The following is a 22,449-nucleotide window of genomic DNA, read 5'->3' on the forward strand; positions in this document are numbered from 1 at the left end:
TTTATGTCTGACTACAACATCTTCACTTCCGAATCGGTCTCTGAAGGCCACCCGGACAAACTGGCCGACCAGATCTCCGACGCGATCCTGGACGCGATCCTGACCGACGACCCCCACGCCCGTGTTGCCTGTGAAACCATGGTAAAAACCGGCGTAGCCATTGTCGGCGGTGAGATCACCACCAGCGCCTGGGTCGACCTGGAAGACCTGGTGCGCGGCGTGATCAAAGACATCGGCTACACCTCCTCCAAAGTCGGATACGACGGCGACACCTGCGGCATCATCAACATCATCGGCAAGCAGTCTGTAGACATCGCCCAGGGCGTTAACCGCCAGAAGCCGGAAGACCAGGGTGCCGGCGACCAGGGCCTGATGTTTGGCTACGCCAGCAACGAAACCGACGTGCTGATGCCCGCGCCGATTACCTTCTCGCACCGTCTGGTCCAACGTCAGGCCGAGGCCCGCAAGAGCGGCCTGCTGCCGTGGCTGCGCCCGGATGCGAAAAGCCAGGTGACCTGCCGCTATGAAAATGGCCGGGTTGCCGGCATCGACGCGGTGGTCCTTTCCACCCAGCACGATGAAGACGTTACCCAGGAAGATCTGAAAGAAGCGGTGATGGAACTGATCGTCAAGCATGCCCTGCCGGCAGAGCTTCTGCACAAGGATACCCAGTTCCACATCAACCCGACCGGCAAGTTCGTCATTGGCGGCCCGGTGGGCGACTGTGGCCTGACCGGCCGCAAGATCATCGTGGACACCTACGGCGGCATGGCCCGCCACGGTGGCGGCGCCTTCTCCGGCAAGGATCCATCCAAGGTTGACCGTTCCGCCGCCTACGCCAGCCGTTACGTCGCCAAGAACATCGTCGCCGCCGGGCTGGCCGACAAGTGCGAGATCCAGGTGTCCTATGCCATCGGCGTGGCACAGCCAACCTCGATCTCCCTGAACACCTTCGGCACCGGCAGGATCAGCGACGACAAGATCATCGACCTGATCCGCCAGAACTTTGACCTGCGCCCTTACGCGATCACCAACATGCTCGACCTGCTGCACCCGATGTACCGGGCAACCGCAGCCTACGGTCACTTTGGCCGCGATCCCTATGAGATGACCGTCGGTGGCAAGACCTTCACCGCGTTCCCATGGGAGAAGACCGACCGTGCGGCCGCTCTTAAGGATGCTGCGGGTCTGTGAGGCCAGGATTCCGGGTCTGAACATTGGAGTTAGGCCCGCTTTGGTTCAACCCGTCACCTTTCGGGGGTGGCGGGGATGAGTGATCTCCTTCGGGGACACGCTACAAGCACCCGCAAGCGGGTCCAGCCCGCAATCGCAGATTGCGGTCGTCCAGCTGTCGCATGAAGCTTCGCTTCATAAACGCTCGGCTGGACCCATGTGCGCTTGTTTCGGGCCGTCCATGGCCCTCTACAGTCCCCGAAGGAGATCACTCATCCCCGCCGCAGAATTGTGGTGAGGGCAGTTCAAAAAGCCTAGTGCCTTTCTATACGACACAGGAAAGGCCCAATCAGGTTTTCGAGCGTATTCATGACCGCATACGCCAAGAGTTTAAACAGAGGGGGTGGGGATAACCTGCCGTGGAATGTTGGAGGCCAAGGATGGCCGGAAACAAGCGCACATGGACGTGCTCGTAGCGGTTCCACGGCAGGTTATCCCCACCCCCGAAACTCCCAAAATCAGAGGCCAAGGGAATTACGTACACCCCGGCCAAATCAGACTGACAGGAGAACACCATGAGCACTCCCGCAGAAAAACTGAACAGCTTTGACGACTACAAAGTCCGCGATATCTCCCTGGCCGACTGGGGCCGGAAGGAAATCAACATCGCCGAAGGCGAAATGCCCGCCCTGATGAAGCTCCGCGAGAAATACAAAGCCGAGCAGCCGCTGAAAGGCGCCAACATCATGGGCTGTATCCACATGACCATCCAGACCGCCGTGCTGATCGAAACCCTGGTGGAGCTGGGCGCCAACGTACGCTGGTCCTCCTGCAACATCTTCTCCACCCAGGACCAGGCCGCAGCCGCCATCGCGGCACAAGGCATTCCAGTGTTCGCCTGGAAAGGCGAGACCGATGAAGAATACGACTGGTGCCTTGAGCGCACTGTCGGTGCCGATGTCGACGGCTGGGAACCGAACATGATCCTGGACGACGGCGGCGACCTGACGGCCCTGCTTCACGAGAAGTATCCGGAAGTTCTGGCCAACTGCCACGGTGTGACCGAAGAAACCACCACCGGCGTGCATCGCCTGCAGGAAATGCTGCGCGAAGGCACCCTCAAGGTTCCCGCCATCAACGTGAACGATGCCGTGACCAAGTCCAAGAACGACAACAAGTACGGTTGTCGCCACAGCCTGAACGACGCCATCAAACGCGCCACTGACCACTTGATGGCGGGCAAAAAAGCACTGGTTATCGGTTATGGCGATGTGGGTAAAGGCTCTGCTGCTTCGCTGCGCCAGGAGGGCATGATTGTGAAAATCACCGAAGCCGACCCCATCTGCGCCATGCAGGCCTGCATGGACGGTTTTGAAGTGGTGTCTCCGTACATCGATGGCGTGAACACCGGCACTGAGGCTGGCGTTAACCGCGCCCTGCTGCAGAACACCGACCTGCTGGTAACCACTACCGGCAACACGAACGTGTGTGACGCGCACATGCTCAAGGCCCTGAAGCCCGGGGCTGTGGTGTGCAACATCGGCCACTTCGACAACGAAATCGATACCGCCTACATGCGCAAGAACTGGGAATGGGACGAGGTGAAGCCGCAGGTTCACATTGTGTACCGCGACAAGGCCACCAACGACCACCTGATTCTGCTCTCCGAAGGCCGCCTGGTGAACCTGGGTAACGCGACCGGCCACCCGTCACGGATCATGGACGGCTCCTTCGCCAACCAGGTTCTGGCCCAGATGCACCTGTTCGAGCGCAAGTTCGCCGACCTGCCGGAAGATGCCCGGGAAAAAGGCGTTTACGTTCAGGTCCTGCCGAAGCACCTGGACGAGGAAGTGGCCCGGGCCATGGTGGAAGGTTTTGGTGGCGTGATCACCAGGATGACCCCGGAGCAGGCCAAATACATCGGTGTACCGGTCGAAGGCCCGTACAAGCCGGAAAGCTACAAGTACTGATCGGGTATCAAGATGCAATCCCAGAAACAGTTCAGACGCCGTTTCAGCTTTGAGTTTTTCCCGCCCAAGACCGACCAGGGCAAGGAGAAACTGCAGAACGTGCGCAACCAGCTGGCCGGGGTAAATCCGGACTTTTTCTCGGTCACCTTCGGCGCCGGCGGTTCCACCCGGGACCGCACCATTGAAACCGTGCTCAACCTGCACCGGCAGGGCATTTCCACGGCACCACACCTCTCCTGTGTCGGGGGCACCCGCCAGGAAATCGGCGAGCTGCTGGATCTGTATAAAGAGCACGGGATCAACCGGATTGTCGCCCTTCGGGGCGACCTGCCCTCCGGGATGGGGGCTGCCGGTGAGCTGCGCCATGCCAACGAGCTGGTGGCGTTTATCCGCGAGCACAGCGGTGACACCTTCAATCTGGAAGTCGCGGCGTACCCTGAGTTTCACCCTCAGGCCCGCAATGCCGAAGAAGACCTGCAGAACTTCGCCCGTAAGGTGAAGGCTGGCGCCAACAGCGCCATTACCCAGTACTTCTTCAATGCAGACAGCTACTTCTATTTCATTGACCGTCTGGAGCAAATGGGCGTCACCATTCCGGTGGTGCCGGGCATCATGCCCATCGTCAATTTCTCCAGCCTGGTCCGCTTCTCCGACATGTGCGGCGCGGAAGTCCCGCGCTGGATTCGCAAGCAGCTCGAAGCCTACGGCGACGACAGCGACTCCATCCGCAAGTTCGGCGAAGAAGTGGTTACCGGGATGTGTGAAAAGCTTCTCAAGGCCGGCGCACCAGGCCTGCACTTTTATACCCTCAACCAGGCAGAACCCAGCATCAGCATCTGGAAGAACCTGGGCATCAGTGATCGGGAAAAGATCGCCTTCTGAGTGAATCCCGGGGTCATGAATCCGGGGTCAGATGAACGCTTTCACAACGAAGTGAACTCGGGGTCAGATGAACGCTTTCATCTGACCCCATTTTCGACCCGACACCGTTAACTCTCCCCTCCCCAAGCATTTGATTTCCTGTGCACATCTGCGTAATAGTCTAAAGTGGTTGTGATGCAGTTCCATCAACGCTCCCCGGAGATCGCCGTCAACAGCAGTGGTTGGTCCGGCTTGCCTTACCGGGCGAATGGGGCCTCATAAAAAAGAAAAGGAGAAGGTATGAGCACGAAATGGCTGAAGACAGTCAGCACCAGCCTGGCACTCACCGTTGCCGCAGGAACCGTCAGCGCAGAAACCCTGCGTGTCGTCACTGACCCGAGTTTTGTTCCGTTTGAAATGATGGATCAGCAAACCGGTGAAATGATCGGTTTCGATATGGAAATCATCCGTGAGGTTGCTGACCGCGCCGGTTTCGAGATTGATCTCAACACCATGGATTTCAACGGCATCATCCCGGCACTGCAAACCGGGAACGTGGACATCGCCATCGCGGGCATCACCATTACTGACCAGCGCGAAGAGATCGTTGATTTCTCTGATCCATACTACGATTCCGGTCTGCGTATTCTGGTCCGCCAGGGCGAAGATGGCGTAACGGAGTTAGACGATCTGGAAGGCAAGAAAATTGGCACCAAGATCGGCAGCACCAGTTACGACTACCTGGTAAAGACCCTCGAAGAAGACGATGGTGTCACTCCGTATCCCGGCAGCTCAGACATGTACATGGCGCTGATGTCCCGTGCCATTGATGCGGTCTTCTACGATGCGCCGAACGTTGGTTACTTTGCCCGCACCAAGGGTGAAGGCAAGGTCAAGACGGTTGGACCGCTTTACGAAGGCCAGCAATACGGCATCGCCCTCAAGAATGGCAGTGAGTGGGTCGATGATGTCAACGCGGCTCTCGCGGCCATGAAAGGAGATGGCACCTACAAAACCATCTATGAAAAATGGTTTGGCCCGATGCCAGAAGGCATGTAAGGACCGGACCCGCAAGGTCTGATTCCCTGCGCCGGGGTGTGTTCACTCCGGCCGTTCCTGACTCCAAAACGCTGCGGAGATCCTCACTGTGGAATTCCAGTTTCAGTTCGACTGGCAGGCTGCCATCGACTCCATCCCTTTTCTGCTTGAAGGGATTCCCTACACCCTCCTGATTTCCTTCGGTGGCCTGGTCATTGGTTTTGCCCTGGGCATTTTCTTCGGCCTGCTGAGCATCAACAAGCGATGGTTCCTGAAATGGCCGGCGACCGCCTACATCGAAATTTTTCGCGGTACTCCGATCCTGGTCCAGGTCCTGTTTATCTTTTACGGCCTGCCCGACCTGATCGGCGGCCCGATCGATCCCCTGACCGCCGGTATCGCAGCCATTGCGCTGAACTCCGGCGCCTATATTTCGGAAGTGGTTCGCGGTGGTGTTCAGTCCATTGCCAAAGGCCAGAGCGAAGCGGGCCTTTCCCTGGGCCTGTCCAGAACCCAGACATTCTGGTCCATCATCTGGCCCCAGGCATTCCGCCGGATGATTCCGCCGCTGGGCAACCAGGCCATCGTCAGCATCAAGGACACGTCTCTTTTCTCGGTCATTGGTGTGGGCGAGCTGGTCCGCCAGGGCCAGATCTACATTGCCAACACCTTCACCGCGTTTGAGGTGTATTTCGTGGTCGCGATCCTGTATCTCGCCATTACCCTCTCTCTGTCCCTGATTCTCCGCTACGTCGAGCGGCGCGGACTGGTCTCTGTCTGAAGGAAAGGTACCCATGACTCATATTGTAGAAATGAAGGGCATGAACAAGTACTTCGGCAACCTGCATGTCCTGAAAGATATAGATTTAACCGTCGAACAAGGCGAAGTGGTGGTCATTATCGGCGCCAGTGGCTCCGGTAAGTCCACCCTGATCCGTTGCGTCAATGGCCTGGAAGAGTTTGAATCCGGTCATCTGAAGGTGGATGGCCACGAGCTTGCGCCAAAGAGCGGTAATCCGAAAGCCCTGGCCGAGATCCGCAAGGAAGTCGGTATGGTATTCCAGCAGTTCAACCTGTTCCCGCACCTCACGGTGAAGAAGAACATCATGCTGGCACCCCGGAAGGTCAAGAGCGAATCACCGACAGTTGCCAATGCCACTGCTGAACGACTGCTGAGCCGGGTTGGCATCGGAAATCAGGCAGACAAGTATCCAAGCCATCTGTCGGGCGGCCAACAACAACGCGTTGCCATTGCCCGGGCCCTGGCCATGGAACCGCGCCTGATGCTGTTCGACGAGCCAACGTCAGCCCTGGATCCGGAAATGATCGGTGAAGTGCTGGACGTCATGCGCGAGCTGGCCAAAGAAGGGATGACCATGATGGTCGTCACCCACGAAATGGGCTTTGCCCGCGAAGTGGCCGACCGGGTGATCTACATCCACGAGGGCCAGATTGTCGAGCAAGGCAAACCCGAAGACGTCTTCGACAACCCCCAGAACGAGCGCACCCAGTCATTCCTGTCACGGGTACTCGCGCACTGAGCTAAGCCGCCCAGACAAAGCCCCTGCTTCCGGGGGCTTTTCTTCAGGTTTTTCTTTTTTCAGGGTCGACTAATTGGTTTTCTGTAACTTTTTCGCAATGTTAGCCAAATACACTTACCCCGGTGTTCCAAAATACACAAGCAAACCGACAAGGTAAGAGAAAACCATGGCTAAGAAATATTTGAGCTTGATGCTGGCGGTTTCCGCTGTTTCCGCACAGGCCGGTACTGTTACGACTGACGGTGAGGACCTGGTGATCAATACCGAGAGTGGTATTGAGGTCAAAACGTCTGATGATTTGGCATCCTTTCAGCTTGGTGGCCGTATCCAGTGGGATTACGACGCAACGCAGTCGGATGACAACGGCGTTGATACCAAGGATTTTGATGTGCGGCGTGCACGCTTATACGTCAAGGGCCATTATGGCGACTGGGCCTACAAGACTCAGTTTAACGTCGCGGAAAGTGAGGGTGCCGACGGCGGTGACGTCGAAGACCTTTACATTCGGTACCTGGGGTTTGGCTCAGTTGCAAGCGTCACCATCGGTAAGCAGAAAGAGCCTTTCGGCCTGGAAGAACTGACAAGCTCGAAAGACATTTCCGCGCTAGAGCGCTCCGCCATGACCGAGCGTTATGCTCCCGGACGCAGTGGCGGTATTCAGCTGAGCGGGAAGGGAAGTAACTGGACCTACGGTATCGGTTATTTTGAAGCGGATGGTGACGGCAGCAACGACTTCAATAATACGGCGATAACGGCACGGGGTACGTTTGCGCCGATTCAAACGAATGATGCCGTTGTTCATCTTGGCGCGGGTTATACCACGCGTGAGGCCGATGTTCAGGCTGATGAAATCGATACCTACAATCTGGAACTGGCTGGCCGTATGGGGCCTTTCCACGCTCAGGCCGAATACTTCGATTCCGAGGAAGGGCAGTTGGATGTCGATGGCTACTACGTGCAGCTCGGCTGGGTCATTACCGGAGAGAGTCGCCCCTACAAAGCGGGCGTGTTTAAGCGGGTAAAGCCGTCATCGCCCAGAGGTGCCTGGGAAGTAATCGCCCGTTTTGAAGAGGGTGATGGAAAATACAGTGACGTGGGGCTGGCCACAACCGACGGCGAGCAAACGACGCTGGGTGTTAACTACTACGCCAATAAGAATGTCCGACTCGGCTTGAGCTACATGGACGGCGAGCAAGCCAGCGGCGAAAGCGGAGATGAGGTCCGTGCGCGGTTCCAGTATGCGTTTTGATCATGCATGATCCCCGGTTCCGCTTATGTAAGGCTCAAGCCAAATGGTAAAATTGCTGTATAAACAGCAAGATGGTTATTGGGTTTGGGTTCTGTCCGCGTTGGCGCTGATACTGGCGAGATAAAGAGTTAATCAGGTTTCAGGGGCAGATTTTTCTGCCCCTTTTTTATGGTGCGCCCGACATGGCGCGCAGCGCGTTGACCGGCGTTGTTCCGGTACAGCGCCGGGGCTGGCCGGATGACTTTGGGCGCAAAAAGGTCAAGGGCGACCAGGCTGGCACTAAAATCGAGCGCCACACTGATCGAACGATGGATATCGCTCCATTTTGGGGCGCTGCGGATTTATGAATCGGACTTCGCTACTGCTTTTTAGAATTAAAGTTATAATAAACAACAAGTTATAATGATTGGCACCTTGTTTGCTCCTGAGGAATGCGAAAAGCGCAACTTAAAAAGGTGTACATAATGGATAAGCAAGTTCTCAGAAAATCCGGATTGCTCGGTGTTGGTCTGTTTGCAGTTCTTCAGGCAACTCCTTCAATGGTCAGCGCTGACGTAAGCGCCAATGTAGGCGTCTCCAGCAATTACCTCTTCCGTGGCGTGACACAAACAGACAATTCAGCTGCTGTCCAGGGTGGGCTCGACTACGAGCATGCGTCCGGCTTGTATGCCGGTGTATGGGGTTCCAATGTGGATTTTGGCGACGGGACCAGCTATGAGTTTGACCTCTATGCGGGTTACTCGGGCGCTATCAACGATATCGGATATGACGTCGGGTATATATATTATGCTTACCCGGACGCTCCCGCCTCTATTGATTTCGGGGAGATATACGGGGAGCTGAGTTACGGGTATTTATCCGCGGGGCTAGCCTATACAGTAAACAGTGACAACAGCACACCAGGGCTGTTCGTGGAAGGTGATGTCTTCTATTACCTGAGCGCCCACATGCCATTGGAAAATGATTTCAGTGCAGGTGTTACATTAGGCTACTACGACTTTACCGACGACAAAAAACCGTCCGTGGGCGAGGCGAGCTATGGACACGCCGCCGTCAACGTGACCAAGGATGCGGGAACGCTCGGCTCCGTCAGTATCAATCTGGAATATTCGGATATCGACCCGGACAGCGCCCTTGGCTCCGTCAACTCGGATGATCCGAAATTCTGGCTTGGCTGGAGTAAAAGCTTCTGATTACGGACGCTTTTCCAGTGATTTTGGTCAAGTGAAAGCAGGCCCGGTCAATGGGCCTGCGTCCTGAAATCCTGCTACAGTAAATTATTGGGATTTTTTAATCCCCGTCCCATCAGCGTCCCCTTAGTCTTTCTTAAGGAATTCCGAGGCTCTGGAAGTTTGTCGGCATTGGCCAGTCGCCGCTGTTAACGGTAATATCCGCACAGGTTAACCGCCGACAATCCAGAACACGACCGTCTGATGGAGAATTCTCATGCGCAATGCTGACCTCGTCGCCCGTGGCCTCAAATCCGTGTGGCATCCCTGCACCCAGATGAAAGACCATGAAGGAACCCTGCCACTGGTCCCGATCAAGCGGGGCGAAGGTGTCTGGCTGGAAGACTTCGAGGGCAACCGGTTCATCGACGCCGTGAGCTCCTGGTGGGTCAACCTGTTCGGCCATGCCAATCCGAGAATCAACGCCGCGATCCAGGAACAAATTGGCCAGCTTGAGCATGTCATCCTGGCCGGCTTTACCCATGAGCCCGTGGTCAACCTGTCCGAGCGCCTGATTGAGGCAACTCCGGAAGGACTCAACAAATGCTTTTACGCCGACAACGGCTCGTCTGCGATCGAAGCCGCCCTCAAGATGAGCTTCCACTACTGGAAAAACCACGGTAAACCGGGCAAGAAAAACTTCGTGAACCTGAGCAACAGCTACCATGGGGAAACTCTGGGCGCACTGGCCCTCGGCGATGTATCTCTGTACAAGGACACCTACCAGCCTTTGTTGATGGAAGTCCTGACGGCGCCCTCCCCAGATGCGTTTAACAAAGAACCGGGTGAGACCGATGAGGATTACGCACTGCGCCAGTTTGAGGCCATGGAAACACTGCTGGCCGAAAAGCACGACGAAATCTGCGCCGTGGTGGTGGAACCTTTAATCCAGTGTGCCGGCGGCATGCGCATGCACCACCCGATTTACCACACCAGGCTGAGAGAAGCCTGCGACCGCTATGGCGTGCACCTGATTGCCGATGAGATTGCAGTGGGCTTTGGCCGAACCGGCACCCTGTTCGCCTGCGAGCAGTCGGGCATCACCCCGGATTTCATGTGTCTGTCCAAGGGGCTGACCGCTGGCTACCTGCCGCTGTCCGTAGTGCTGACCACCGATGATGTCTACAACGCATTTTACGACGACTATGAAACCCTCAAGGCCTTCCTACACAGCCACAGCTACACTGGCAACCCAATTGGCTGCGCTGTGGCACTGGCCACCCTGGACATCTTCCGGGACGACAACGTTATCGAGAGCAATCGCAGGCTCTCCACCTGCATGACCGAATCTGTTGCCCACCTGGCGGACCACCCCAACGTGGGAGATATCCGCCAGCACGGCATGACCCTCGCCGTAGAGATGGTGAAAGACAAGGCATCGAAAACCCCGTTCCCCTGGCAGGAACGGCGGGGAATCCGGGTGTATCAGCATTCATTGACCCGCCAGGCCTTGCTTCGCCCCCTGGGTAATGTGGTTTACTTCATGCCGCCTTACGTAATCACCGAAGAACAGATCCGGCACCTCGCCCAGGTCGCAACGGAAGGCATAGAAATCGCGGTTCGGGACTGAGAACCGTCCCGTAACCTGAGAGAACCATCCATGCGCATACCCCGCATCTACACCGATTCCGCCCTCAGCGAGGGCGCAACCGCTGATCTTGATGACAATGCCGCCCAGCACGTGGGCCGGGTATTGCGCATGCAGCCGGGGCAGGAACTGCTGCTGTTCAACGGTAACGGCAACGACTACCCCGCCACGATTATCAGTGCCAGCAAAAGAAACGTTGAAGTACAGGTGGGCACGCCGGAAGCCAACGCCACCGAGTCCCCCCTGGAAATCGTCCTTGGCCAGACCCTTTCCAAAGGCGACCGCATGGACTACGCCGTGCAAAAAGCCGTGGAAATGGGCGCCACCCGCATCGTGCCGTTAACCACCGAACGCTGCGACGTGAAACTCAAGGGTGACCGTGAGGACAAACGCCTGCGCCACTGGCAATCCGTCGCCATCAGCGCCGCCGAACAATGTGGCCGCGCCCGGGTGCCCGACATACTGCCGGTCATGACCCTGCCTGAATGGTTCGGGCACACCGAAGACTGCACCCTGCGACTGGTCCTCCACCACCGTACCGAACAATCCCTTGGCTCCATGGCCAAGCCCTCCCGGGTTGCCCTGATGATCGGCCCCGAAGGCGGCCTCAGCCCGGAAGAAATCACCGCCGCCGAAACCGCCGGCTTCCTGCCGGTAGCCCTCGGTCCACGAGTTCTCAGAACCGAAACCGCTCCGGTAGCGGCCATGGCTCTTTGCCAATGGTTATGGGGTGACATTGGCAACTGATTAGTCCCCGACCGTGCCGCCGTCGCAAGCTGGCGCCCAGGTCATTGACAGCGGGCGGCCTCAACAACATTATCCTTTTCGATTAGAAACGCAGTTGAAGACACCCCCTCATTCGGGGCTGCGTTACGGGAATGCATATCCAAAACTGTACGGAGCCGACAGAACACCGTAGCTTGATCGATCGAGCGGGCGGGCAGGCACTTCTGAAACCGTGCGGAGCCATGGATGGCGGAGCCGAGCGTACAGGGACGTATTCACAGCGTGTTTCAGAAGTGCCTGCCCGCCCGCTCAGACTCCGAGCAAAAATACTAAAGAGACTGCGAGTACCAGGATGACAAGCCTGCTAAACACCCAAGAATTCTGGCAATACCTCAGTATCCCGGTGATTGCCGCCCTGATCGGCTGGAGCACCAACTGGCTCGCCATCAAAATGACCTTCTACCCCCTGGAATTCATCGGCAAACCACCCCTGTTGGGCTGGCAAGGCATCATCCCCTCAAAAGCCCGGAAAATGGCCGCCATCAGCGTAGACGCCACCATCTCCAAGATCGGCACCGTTCAGGAAATCTTCCAACAGATCGACCCCAAGGTACTGGCCGCCCACATTGTTCACTCGGTCGAGCCACGCATTGAAGAGTACGTGGACGAATTGATGCTGAAGGAGCACCCCACCTTCTGGGAAAACCTCCCGGCTTCCGCCCGGAAAATGGTTTACGACCGGGTTCGAAAATCCACCCCTCAACTGGTCGACAACCTCGTTGAAGACGTCTCCGGTAACATCGAAGACCTGCTGGACATCAAGGGCATGGTGATCGAGCGACTGGCGAGCGACAAGGAACTGCTGAACCGGATCTTTCTTGAATGCGGCGAAGTCGAGTTCCGCTTTATCATCAACTCCGGTCTCTACTTCGGCTTCCTGTTCGGCCTGATTCAGATGGCTGTCTGGTACGTGTACCCGAGCTGGTGGGTGCTGCCATTCTTCGGCTTGCTGGTTGGCTGGGCCACCAACTGGATTGCACTCAACGTCATCTTCCGCCCGTTACATGCAAAAAAAATCGGGCCGTTCCGGGTGCAGGGCCTGTTTCTCAAACGACAGCCGGCAGTGGCGGAGTCCTTCTGCCACATCGTTACCCATGAAATCCTCACCGTTGGCAACATCATTAACGCGATTCTCGACGGCCCTAAAGGCGACCGCGCCCGCAATATGGTTAAGAAACACATCAAGCCACTGGTGGATGAAACCGCCGGCATGGGTAAGGCGCTGACCCAGGTCGCCTTTGGCCCCACCGGGTTTGCCTCCCTGAAAAACAAGGTTGGCGAAAAGGCGATCGAAATATCCCAGACGTCCTTCAACAACCCCGTATTCGAGAAAGATCGGGCAAGGGCCGTCGAATCCATTATGGTAGAGCGAATGATTGCCCTATCCTCCGTGGAATTTCAGGACCTGCTCCGGCCCTGCTTCCAGGAAGATGAAATCAAACTGATCCTGGTGGGCGCCTTCCTGGGCTTCGGCGCCGGTATCTGCCAGCTGGTCTTCGTGTTCGGGGAATCGTTCCTGTAAATTCCGGCTTCAATTCACGGGCTTAACCTGTGCAAGGATGCGTCGTACCTCTATACTCACAGAAACGGAGGTTCACTACTTCGAGCAGGTTCGACCCGGAGGCAACGGATGCCAGGTTTTCTCTCCTGGATTTCAGGATTATTCTCTACCTCACAACCCGCACCGCCGGCCCTGGAGGCGCGACTTTTCAATCCGGCACCGGAAGATCCGGCGAATGACACCCCGGACACTGGCCCCGAGCTCGCCCAGCAACTGGAAGATCACCTGTTTTGCTGGCTGCTGGACGCCGAGCCTCTTGCTCTGAAGGCCGATCTCTCGTCCTCTGGAGCTGTTCTGGAGGAACTGCACCAGCGCCTCTCCAATAACCGGGTGGACGAACTTCCCAGGCAGCCCATGAGCCTGCCAATGCTGATGCGGGCGCTATCCGACGAATCCACGGATCGTCAGCAGCTCACCGACATCATTCTCGGGGATCCTTCACTGACCGATCAGCTCCTGCAGATTGCCAACAGCCCCTATTTCCGTCCTGGGGACCATTCCATCGAGTCGGTGGATCAGGCAGTCTTTGTGCTGGGAGTCGATGGCATCCGGAATGTCATCGCCGCTGCGGTGATGCGCCCGATGATGGCCGCCAGGAACAGCCGTGAAGCGCTTTTCGGTCAGCGGGCGTGGCGCTGGGGCCTGACCTGTGCGCGAGCATCGGAACTTATTGCGAGAATACATGGCGAGGACATCAGCGCCCATTTCATGGTGGGGTTACTGCCTTCGCTGGCCTACATTACCATTCGGCGGGAACTCCAGCGGATCTGCCGGTCCCGGACAACCACCGCGGAGCCGGAGCCGGCACTGATTCGCCATGCGCTGGCTCGCTACCAATGGGCCACCTGCCAGTTGCTGGCCAATGAGTGGAATCTGCCGCCCAAGTACCACGCCTACCTTCTGGCCGCGGAACGCCCTGCCCCGAGGCAGAGACATACCCCCCTGACCGACGGCATGGTGATCGGTACCCGGGAAGTCCTCAGGCACGCCCATCAACGCAACCTCGCCGAAGAGGACCTGCCCAAGGTCGTCCGGCTGACAGACGACCAGATCAGCAACGTCCGCAGGGCACTTCAGACCATGCTCCGGGAAGGCGGGCGCTCAACCGTCAGAGGCTGAGACTGGCTCCGACTCGGCCCTTGAGCTGGTCTTTTGCGAGTCTCCTTCGCCGCGCAACAACTCGGCAAATGTCCGGGTTTCATCGGCTCTTTGCGTTCCCACCAGCTCCGCGGGAATCACATTCGGGAGCCGATCAACGACCCGGTCTTCATCGTTGCGGACAACCCTCAGTACTTCACCCACGGTAATCAGATCCAGTGCCCGCCCGGGCGCAAGCTGATCGCCCTGGCGCCCCGCCAGCGTCAAAAGCCCTGCCCGGATAAGCTTGTCGCTCAGGGCACGGGTCACTTCGCCGGGCACCTTCAGTTCCTGCTCCAGTGCTTCCTGTTGCGGCGCCGGCCTGCCTTCACTGAAGGGTTTGGCCACCAGCCACATGGTTGCCAGTGCAACCTTCTCCTGCAACTCGGGCGCCAGTTGCACCTGACGCCGCTTGGCCACGGTACCCGGATTTTGCAGATAAAACGCCAGGCTGGCACCGAGCAGCAGAATCATCCAGTTCAGGTAGATCCAGATCAACAGGATAATGCCAATGGCGAAACTGGAGTATATTGCCGCGTATTTGGCCGATCCCGCGACAAACGAGGCGAACAGCATCCCCGCCGCCTGCCAGGAAACCCCGGCAATCAGGCCGCCAATCGCAGCATAGCGCAACCGGACCCGGGTGTTGGGCATGAACACATAAACAAAGGTAAAGGCACCAACCACAAGGAAGAACGGGGTAAAACGACTGACGACAAGAATCACAGAGCCAAAGGGCTCAATCTCGATCAGTTTCTGGACAATCGTCGAGGAAAAAATGGTGGCACTGACACCAATGGCCGACACCATCAGAAGCGGGCCAACCATGATGACGCTGAGATAATTACTGAAGCGCTGGGCCACGGAGCGCATGTCCGGCACCCGCCAGATCATGTTGAAGGAACGTTCTATCTTCTGAAGTAGTGAAACAACCGTGTAAACCAGCAACGCAAGTCCGACGGACCCCAGCACCCCGACTTTCATGTTGTCGACAAATCCCAGAATCCGTTCCGCAAGTTCGATGCCCTGTGGCCCAAGGGGCTGAAAAAACTGGAACAGGAACGGCTCCATTCGCTGGTGCACACCCAGCGCCTTCAGCACCGAGAAGCTCAGGGCAAGTAACGGCACAATACTCAGCAACGTGGTGTAAACCAGACTCATGGCATGGAGCGTCAGCTGCCCGCTGAGAACATCCCGGGCCATTGCATACACCGTGCGCCCGACCTTGTACAACCAGGTCCAGGGCCAGCTCTGGGGCGGATTGGGGTTGGCCAGAATCCAGCTCTCCGCAGCCTGGAGCCGTTCTTTCAATTGGAATGAAGCCACTATAGGTCCTGTCGTTCCGTGTTTTATTCAGTTTATCAGACAGATATCCAGTCGGGACCTAGTATGGCTGATTCACGGCCTTTTGCGAGAGTCTGGATCACAATATATTCAAGAGTGAGAGTGCACTGCCGCCGAAGTGGTTTACTCAACCCCCCGACGCCAAGTTGGTGGCAGTAATACCGACAATGCGCTGCCGCGCTTCCCGGCTGGCCCAGGCAGAGTGCGGGGTAATGATCAGGTTCGGAATATCGTCCGCCAGCAGGGGGTTGCCATGCCGGGGCGGCTCCTCGGTCAGCACGTCAAAACCGGCACCGCCGATTTCGCCGGCCTTCAGGGCGTCCGCCAACGCCTGCTCGTTCACCAGACCACCCCGGCTGGTGTTGATCAGCAATGAATCGGGCTTCATCAGTTTCAGTTCACGGGCACCGATCAGATCACGGGTTTCATCCGTGAGCAGGCAATGGAGTGACAGCACATCCACTTGCGGCAGCAGTTCTTCCAGAGGGATCCGGGGGTAATCATCCACGACTCCCGCTTCCTGGCCCGGCCGTGCGCCCAACACAACTTTCATCCCGAATGCAGCCGCACGCTCTGCCACCCCCTGGCCCAGGTCACCGTAGCCGACGATCCCGAGGGTGCGACCCTCCAGCTCCATGATCGGATGATCCATCAGGCAGAACATGTCGCTCCGGCCCCAGCGCCCGGCCTGCACATCCCGGCTGTAATCCAGCAACCGTGTGGCCAGTGCCAGCATCAGCGCCATAGTGTGCTGCGCCACTGTGGCACGGCCGTAATTGGTCACGTTCATCACCTTGATGCCGTGATCCTTCGCCGCCGCCCGGTCAATGTTGTTCAGGCCCGTGGCCACCACCGCAATGGTCTTCAGCTCAGGGCAGGCCTCGAAATGCTCCCGGCTGAGCACCACCTTGTTGACCAGAACCGTATCAAAGCCCCGGATCCGCTCCAGTACCTGCTCCGGGGCAGTCCGGTCATACTTTTCAAGCTTGCCGGTCACCGATTCGATAGGCGACAGATCCACATCATCGCCGAGCGTCTTGGCGTCAAGGAACACCGCTTTCATACTTTTCTCCTGAATCCAGATAGCCACAGATTAAGCTAGACTGAAGCAAACGTCCAAATGTCCAAGAACAGGGTGGAAACCATGGAACACGAATTCTGGCACGAACGCTGGACCAAGAAGGAAATCGGCTTTCACGAAGGCACCGTCAATCAGTATCTTTATGATCACTGGCCCGAACTCGCCGGCAGGGGCACCGGCGCCGTCTTCGTCCCCCTCTGCGGCAAAGCCCACGACATGTGGTGGCTCCATGACCGCGGCCACCCCGTCATCGGCGTGGAACTGAGCGACATCGCCTGCAAGGACTTCTTCGAAGAGGCCGGAGAAAAAGCCAAAGTTCACCCTGGAGAGCCCTTCACCACCTTCCGACACGATAATCTTCAACTCTGGTGCGGCGACTTCTTCCAGCTGGCACCTGATGATCTCAGGCACGTCCGCCTCGTCTACGACCGCGCCGCCCTCATCGCCCTGCCCCCGAACATGCGTAAAGGCTATGTGGACCACCTGACCACCATCATCCCGGACGGCACCCGAATCCTGTTGATCACCCTCGACTACGCCACCGAAATAAAAGGCCCGCCGTTCAACGTCAGCGACGACGAAGTAAAAGCGCTGTACGCCGATGACTACAAGGTAGAGCACATCCTGACCAACACCCTGGCCAGGGATCACCCGTTCACCAAACGAAAAGGCCTGGAAGGCGCGACGGAAAGCGTGTTTCGCCTGACCAAGCTGTAGCGCGCCAGGGCGACTCCACGAGGCCTGATCGGAGTGTATCGGGGGTCTTTTTAAAAACGACCCCCGGTGCACTCCAGCCCCCAGAACAAGCCCAAAAGCCCAACCAAAGCTACAAAAACACCACACCCGCCCAACACAATTTAATGAACCTTAACCACTCGCCCACTGTCCAAGTTCGCGAGCGTGAACTAAGCTCAAAGTAAGCAAGCCGACCACGACCTGATCGTTTACCGGCTTGTAAGTATCCATTCCTTCCACCCATAACTAGACAGGCCGCCCGGACGGGCGGAGCCAACTGCAACGGGGAAATTGCGTGAACTGAAAGCTGAAGAACAGCGAGCGAGGGGCGATCTATGAGCATACTGCAGCACTTCAAAGACCGGTATGAGAGTACCCAGGAAGAAGAATACAGCCTGGAGGAATACCTGGAGATCTGCAAAAAGGACCCAACGGCCTATGCCGCGGCCGCTGAGCGAATGTTAATTGCCATCGGCGAACCAGAACTCGTCGATACCTCCCGTGATCAGAGGCTGTCACGCATCTTTTCCAACAAGGTCATCAAGCGTTACCCGGAATTTTCCGAGTTTTACGGCATGGAAGATGCCGTCGAAAACATCGTGTCTTTCTTCCGCCACGCGGCCCAGGGCCTGGAAGAGAAGAAACAGATTCTTTACCTGCTCGGCCCGGTCGGCGGCGGTAAATCCTCCCTGGCGGAAAAACTCAAGTCACTGATGCAGAAGGTGCCTTTCTACGCCATAAAGGGTTCGCCGGTGAACGAATCGCCGCTTGGCCTGTTCGACCCGGCCGAGGATGCCCAGATTCTGGAAGAGGAATACGGCATCCCGGCCCGCTACCTGAAAACCATCATGTCCCCCTGGGCCGTCAAACGCCTGCACGAATATGGCGGCGACATCAGCCAGTTCCGGGTGGTCAAGAAATACCCTTCAGTACTCGACCAGATCGGCGTGTCCAAGACCGAGCCCGGCGATGACAACAACCAGGACATTTCCGCCCTCGTAGGCAAGGTCAACATCCGCATGCTGGAAGATTTTTCCCAGGATGATCCGGATGCCTACAGCTTCAGCGGCGGCCTGTGTAAGGCCAACCAGGGCCTGATGGAGTTTGTGGAGATGTTCAAGGCACCGATCAAGGTGCTGCATCCACTGCTGACCGCCACCCAGGAAGGCAACTACAACACCACCGAAGGTATGGGTTCCGTGCCCTTTGACGGCGTGATCCTGGCCCACTCCAACGAATCCGAATGGCAGACCTTCCGCAACAACAAACACAACGAAGCCTTCCTTGACCGGGTCTACATCGTCAAGGTGCCTTACTGTGTGCGGGTGACCGAAGAAATCGAAATCTACAAGAAGCTGCTGAGCAACAGCTCTCTGGAAGGCGCGCCCTGCGCACCTGACACTCTGGACATGCTCGCGCAGTTCTCCGTGCTCTCACGAATTAAAGAGCCTGAAAACTCCAGCATTTTCTCGAAGATGCGGGTATACGACGGCCAGAACATCAAGGATACCGACCCGAAAGCCAAATCCATCCAGGAGTACCGGGATGCCGCCGGCGTGATGGAAGGCATGGACGGCCTCTCGACCCGGTTCGCCTTCAAGATCCTGTCCAAGGTGTTCAACTTCGACACCACCGAAGTGGCCGCCAACCCGGTGCACCTGCTCTATGTTCTGGAAAAGCAGATTGAACAGGAGCAGTTCCAGTCTGAAACCCATGAGAAATACCTCAGGTTTATCAAGGAATTCCTGGCACCGCACTATGTCCGGTTCATCGGCAAGGAAATCCAGACCGCGTATCTGGAAAGCTACAGCGAGTATGGCCAGAACCTGTTCGACCGCTATGTCACCTATGCCGATTTCTGGATTCAGGACCAGGAATACCGGGATCCGGAGACCGGCGAGATCCTCGACCGCTCGGCCATCAACGATGAGCTGGAGAAGATCGAGAAGCCGGCTGGCATCAGCAACCCGAAGGATTTCCGGAACGAGGTGGTCAATTTTGTGCTGCGGGCACGGGCCAACAATCAGGGCCGCAACCCGTCCTGGCTCAGCTATGAAAAGCTGCGCAGTGTGATCGAGAAGAAGATGTTCTCGAACACAGAAGACCTGTTGCCGGTAATCTCCTTCAACCCGAAAGCCAGTCAGGAAGATCAGAACAAGCACAAGCAGTTCGTCGAGCGTATGGTCGATCGAGGCTACACGGAGAAGCAGGTACGGCTCCTGGCCGAATGGTACCTGCGGGTTCGCAAGTCTCACTAAGTCAGTGACCACTCACTGAACTGGAGTTACGCCATGGGAATGACCCACATAGTCGACCGGCGACTGAACGGCAAGAACAAGAGCGCGGTGAACCGGGAACGGTTCCTGCGCCGCTACCGCCACCACATCAAACGTGCAGTGGCGGATGCGGTGCAGAAGCGCTCGATTACGGACATAGAGCGGGGCGAGAAAGTCAGCATTCCGTCCCGCGACATTGAAGAACCCATCTTCCACCACGGCCAGGGCGGCCGGCGGGAGGTGGTTCACCCCGGTAACCAGGAGTTTGTGGCCGGGGACACCATCCCGAAGCCCGAAGGCGGGGGTGGCCAGGGTTCCGGACAGGGGCAGGCCAGCCCGGATGGAGAGGGTATGGACGAATTCGCCTTCCAGATCACCCAGGAAGAGTTCCTGGATTTCCTGTTCGACGATCTGGAACTGCCCAACCTGGCCCGCAAGAAACTGAAAGACACCGAAGCCTTCAAATACGTCCGCTCCGGTTTCAGCACCCAGGGGGTGCCGGCCAAGCTGGATGTCGTGCGCTCCCTGCGCGGTGCCCACGCCCGACGCCTGGGCCTTGGCGGTGCCCGCAAGAAAAAGATCCGGGATCTGGAAAAACAACTGGAAGCCCTGAAATCCGCGCCGGACGACCTGGACCCGGCGTTCAGCCATGAAGACCAGATTCAGGTTCTGGAGGAAGAAATTGCCCGGCTGAAAGCGAATGTAAAGCGAATCCCGTTCATTGATGAAATCGACCTGCGCTACCGCCAGCACCTGAAGCAGCCGCAACCGGCCACCAGCGCTGTGATGTTCTGCCTGATGGATGTGTCCGGGTCCATGACCCAGATGCACAAGGACATCGCCAAGCGCTTTTTCATCCTGCTGTACCTGTTCCTGAAGAAAAACTACAAGAAGATCGAAGTGGTCTTCATTCGCCACCACACCAGCGCCAAGGAAGTGGACGAGGAGGAGTTCTTCTATTCCCGGGAAACCGGCGGCACCATCGTCTCCAGCGCCCTGAAACTGATGCGCAAGATCGTTGAATCCCGCTATTCTCCGTCTGAGTGGAATATCTACGCGGCACAGGCATCAGATGGCGATAACTGGAATGACGATTCCCCGGTGTGCAGCAAGATTCTGGCCGACAGTATTTTGCCGCTGGTCCAGTACTTCGCCTATGTGGAAATCACGCCGCAGGATCACCAGATGCTCTGGTATGAATACGAGAAGATCCACGAACGCTTCCCCCAGAGCTTTGCGTTACAGCAGATCGCCGACCCCGGCGAGATCTATCCGGTGTTCCGCCAGTTGTTTGAGAGGAAAGCCGCATGACCAACCTCATGGGCCGCCCGAACCCGCCGGGAAGTAACCAGCCCAGAGCCCGGGAGCCAATCTCCACGGGTTCTGAATGGACCTTCGAGCTGGTCCAGAAATACGACGACGAGATCGCCAAATGCGCCGCTGAGTTCGGTCTGGACACCTACCCCAACCAGATTGAGGTGATCAGTGCTGAACAGATGATGGACGCCTACAGCTCCGTGGGCATGCCCGTTGGCTACCATCACTGGTCCTTCGGCAAACAGTTCCTCAGTACCTCAAAGGGATACCAGCGCGGCCAGATGGGGCTGGCCTACGAGATCGTCATAAACTCCAATCCCTGCATCGCTTACCTGATGGAGGAGAATACCCTGCCAATGCAGGCGCTGGTGATTGCCCACGCCTCCTATGGCCACAATTCCTTCTTCAAGGGCAATTACCTGTTCCGCACCTGGACCGACGCCAGCGCGATTATTGACTACCTGGTGTTCGCCCGGAATTACGTGGCGGAATGCGAGGAGCGTTACGGCGTGGACGCGGTAGAGGAGATTCTGGATTCCTGCCATGCCATGATGAACTATGGCGTAGACCGATACAAGCGGCCGGCCCCCATCTCGGCCTCGGAGGAAATGCGGCGGCAGAAGGAGCGGGAGGAATACCAGCAACGGCGCATCAACGACCTGTGGCGCACCATCCCGAAGATGGACGAGGACGACGACCCGGTGAAGCGGCGCCAGCGCTACCCCGAGGAACCGCAGGAGAACATTCTCTATTTCATCGAGAAAAACGCCCCGCTGCTGGAAACCTGGCAGCGGGAAATCATCCGCATCGTGCGCAAGCTGGCCCAGTATTTCTACCCGCAGCGCCAGACCCAGGTGATGAACGAGGGCTGGGCCACCTTCTGGCACTATACCCTGTTGCACCGCATGTACGACAAGGGCCTGGTGAACGACGGCTTCATGCTCGAATTCCTCCAGAGCCATTCGGCCGTGGTTTATCAGCCGCCGTTTAACAGCCCCTGGTACTCGGGCATCAACCCCTACACTCTGGGTTTTTCCATTTTCACGGACCTTCGCCGGATCTGTGAGAAGCCGACGGATGAAGACCGCCACTGGTTCCCGGACATCGCCGGCAGTGACTGGCTGGAAACCCTGCATTTCGCGATGAAAAACTTCAAGGACGAGAGCTTTATCCAGCAGTTCCTCTCGCCCAAGGTGATGCGGGATCTGAAGCTGTTCGCAATCCAGAACGACGACCAGGAAGATGTGTACCGGGTAACCGCCATTCACGACGACCCCGGCTACCGGGAACTGCGAGAAAAACTGGCCCGCCAGTACAACCTCAGTTACCGTGAGCCGAACATTCAGGTGTGGAACGTGGATGTGCGAGGTGACCGCTCGCTAACCCTGCGGCACGTACCGGTAGATCGCGTGCCCCTGGGCAACGAGACCGAAGAAGTGCTGCGCCACGCGCACCGGTTATGGGGCTTTGATGTACACCTGGAGAGCGTGGACGACGGCGCCACCGTCCAGCAATACCATTGCCCACCCCAGGAATTCGAGGAGGATTGATCTGGCACCCACC

The 22,449-nt window shown here is 57.4% G+C and carries 19 protein-coding genes; 17 read left to right on the forward strand and 2 right to left on the reverse strand.

Annotation, left to right across the window (positions count from 1 at the left end):
* Window positions 1-3: 3 nt before the first annotated feature.
* The 13 genes from metK to D0851_RS07980 all read left to right on the forward strand — a co-directional run bounded on the left by metK (window position 4) and on the right by D0851_RS07980 (window position 14,115).
* The gene (gene metK, locus D0851_RS07925) at window positions 4-1,194 is read left to right on the forward strand and encodes a methionine adenosyltransferase (protein ID WP_117618149.1); all 1,191 of its coding nucleotides are present in this window, start codon (window positions 4-6) and stop codon (window positions 1,192-1,194) included.
* A 554-nt stretch (window positions 1,195-1,748) separates the two neighbouring features.
* Window positions 1,749-3,143, forward strand: coding sequence for an adenosylhomocysteinase (gene ahcY / locus D0851_RS07930; protein WP_117618150.1), 1,395 nt, complete (start codon window positions 1,749-1,751; stop codon window positions 3,141-3,143).
* A 12-nt stretch (window positions 3,144-3,155) separates the two neighbouring features.
* The gene (gene metF, locus D0851_RS07935) at window positions 3,156-4,025 is read left to right on the forward strand and encodes a methylenetetrahydrofolate reductase [NAD(P)H] (RefSeq protein WP_117618151.1); all 870 of its coding nucleotides are present in this window, start codon (window positions 3,156-3,158) and stop codon (window positions 4,023-4,025) included.
* Between the two features lie 279 nt (window positions 4,026-4,304).
* A complete protein-coding gene (locus D0851_RS07940; RefSeq protein WP_117618152.1) occupies window positions 4,305-5,063 on the forward strand; it encodes a transporter substrate-binding domain-containing protein in 759 nt (252 codons plus the stop codon).
* 88 nt (window positions 5,064-5,151) lie between these two features.
* Entirely contained in the window at window positions 5,152-5,823 is a 672-nt protein-coding gene (locus tag D0851_RS07945) for an amino acid ABC transporter permease (protein ID WP_117618153.1), read from the forward strand.
* Between the two features lie 13 nt (window positions 5,824-5,836).
* A complete protein-coding gene (locus D0851_RS07950; RefSeq protein WP_117618154.1) occupies window positions 5,837-6,583 on the forward strand; it encodes an amino acid ABC transporter ATP-binding protein in 747 nt (248 codons plus the stop codon).
* Window positions 6,584-6,749: 166 nt separating this feature from the next.
* A complete protein-coding gene (locus tag D0851_RS07955) occupies window positions 6,750-7,832 on the forward strand; it encodes an OprO/OprP family phosphate-selective porin (RefSeq protein WP_117618155.1) in 1,083 nt (360 codons plus the stop codon).
* Between the two features lie 182 nt (window positions 7,833-8,014).
* A complete protein-coding gene (locus D0851_RS20180; protein WP_162893701.1) occupies window positions 8,015-8,179 on the forward strand; it encodes a hypothetical protein in 165 nt (54 codons plus the stop codon).
* A 117-nt stretch (window positions 8,180-8,296) separates the two neighbouring features.
* Window positions 8,297-9,025, forward strand: a complete 729-nt coding sequence (locus D0851_RS07960) for a TorF family putative porin (protein WP_008175315.1) — start codon at window positions 8,297-8,299, stop codon at window positions 9,023-9,025.
* A gap of 253 nt (window positions 9,026-9,278) precedes the next feature.
* Entirely contained in the window at window positions 9,279-10,631 is a 1,353-nt protein-coding gene (locus D0851_RS07965) for an adenosylmethionine--8-amino-7-oxononanoate transaminase (RefSeq protein WP_117618156.1), read from the forward strand.
* Between the two features lie 30 nt (window positions 10,632-10,661).
* Entirely contained in the window at window positions 10,662-11,396 is a 735-nt protein-coding gene (locus tag D0851_RS07970; protein WP_117618157.1) for a 16S rRNA (uracil(1498)-N(3))-methyltransferase, read from the forward strand.
* A 331-nt stretch (window positions 11,397-11,727) separates the two neighbouring features.
* The gene (locus D0851_RS07975) at window positions 11,728-12,957 is read left to right on the forward strand and encodes a DUF445 domain-containing protein (protein WP_117618158.1); all 1,230 of its coding nucleotides are present in this window, start codon (window positions 11,728-11,730) and stop codon (window positions 12,955-12,957) included.
* A 108-nt stretch (window positions 12,958-13,065) separates the two neighbouring features.
* Window positions 13,066-14,115: an HDOD domain-containing protein gene (locus D0851_RS07980; protein WP_117618159.1), complete on the forward strand. Its 1,050-nt coding sequence runs from the start codon at window positions 13,066-13,068 to the stop codon at window positions 14,113-14,115.
* Here D0851_RS07980 and D0851_RS07985 read toward each other — a convergent pair.
* Both D0851_RS07985 and D0851_RS07990 read right to left on the reverse strand, forming a co-directional pair.
* Complete coding sequence (locus D0851_RS07985; RefSeq protein ID WP_117618160.1) at window positions 14,098-15,459, reverse strand: YihY/virulence factor BrkB family protein; 1,362 nt, start codon at window positions 15,457-15,459, stop codon at window positions 14,098-14,100. The genes D0851_RS07980 and D0851_RS07985 overlap by 18 nt on opposite strands.
* A gap of 145 nt (window positions 15,460-15,604) precedes the next feature.
* Window positions 15,605-16,540 (reverse strand): D-2-hydroxyacid dehydrogenase, encoded by a 936-nt coding sequence (locus D0851_RS07990; RefSeq protein ID WP_117618161.1) that lies wholly within the window; start codon window positions 16,538-16,540, stop codon window positions 15,605-15,607.
* A gap of 81 nt (window positions 16,541-16,621) precedes the next feature.
* Here D0851_RS07990 and tmpT point away from each other — a divergent pair, with 81 nt between their 5' ends.
* From tmpT to D0851_RS08010, 4 genes are all read left to right on the forward strand, one after another.
* Window positions 16,622-17,275, forward strand: coding sequence for a thiopurine S-methyltransferase (gene tmpT, locus D0851_RS07995; protein WP_117620326.1), 654 nt, complete (start codon window positions 16,622-16,624; stop codon window positions 17,273-17,275).
* A 353-nt stretch (window positions 17,276-17,628) separates the two neighbouring features.
* Window positions 17,629-19,551 carry a PrkA family serine protein kinase gene (locus D0851_RS08000; RefSeq protein ID WP_117618162.1) on the forward strand — a complete coding sequence of 641 codons (1,923 nt, stop codon included), beginning with the start codon at window positions 17,629-17,631 and terminating at the stop codon, window positions 19,549-19,551.
* Between the two features lie 33 nt (window positions 19,552-19,584).
* Window positions 19,585-20,880 carry a YeaH/YhbH family protein gene (locus tag D0851_RS08005; protein WP_117618163.1) on the forward strand — a complete coding sequence of 432 codons (1,296 nt, stop codon included), beginning with the start codon at window positions 19,585-19,587 and terminating at the stop codon, window positions 20,878-20,880.
* Entirely contained in the window at window positions 20,877-22,436 is a 1,560-nt protein-coding gene (locus D0851_RS08010) for a SpoVR family protein (RefSeq protein ID WP_117618164.1), read from the forward strand. The genes D0851_RS08005 and D0851_RS08010 overlap by 4 nt, the downstream gene beginning before the upstream one ends.
* Window positions 22,437-22,449 lie beyond the last annotated feature (13 nt).

This window comes from Marinobacter sp. Arc7-DN-1, from assembly GCF_003441595.1.
GTDB lineage: Bacteria > Pseudomonadota > Gammaproteobacteria > Pseudomonadales > Oleiphilaceae > Marinobacter > Marinobacter metalliresistant.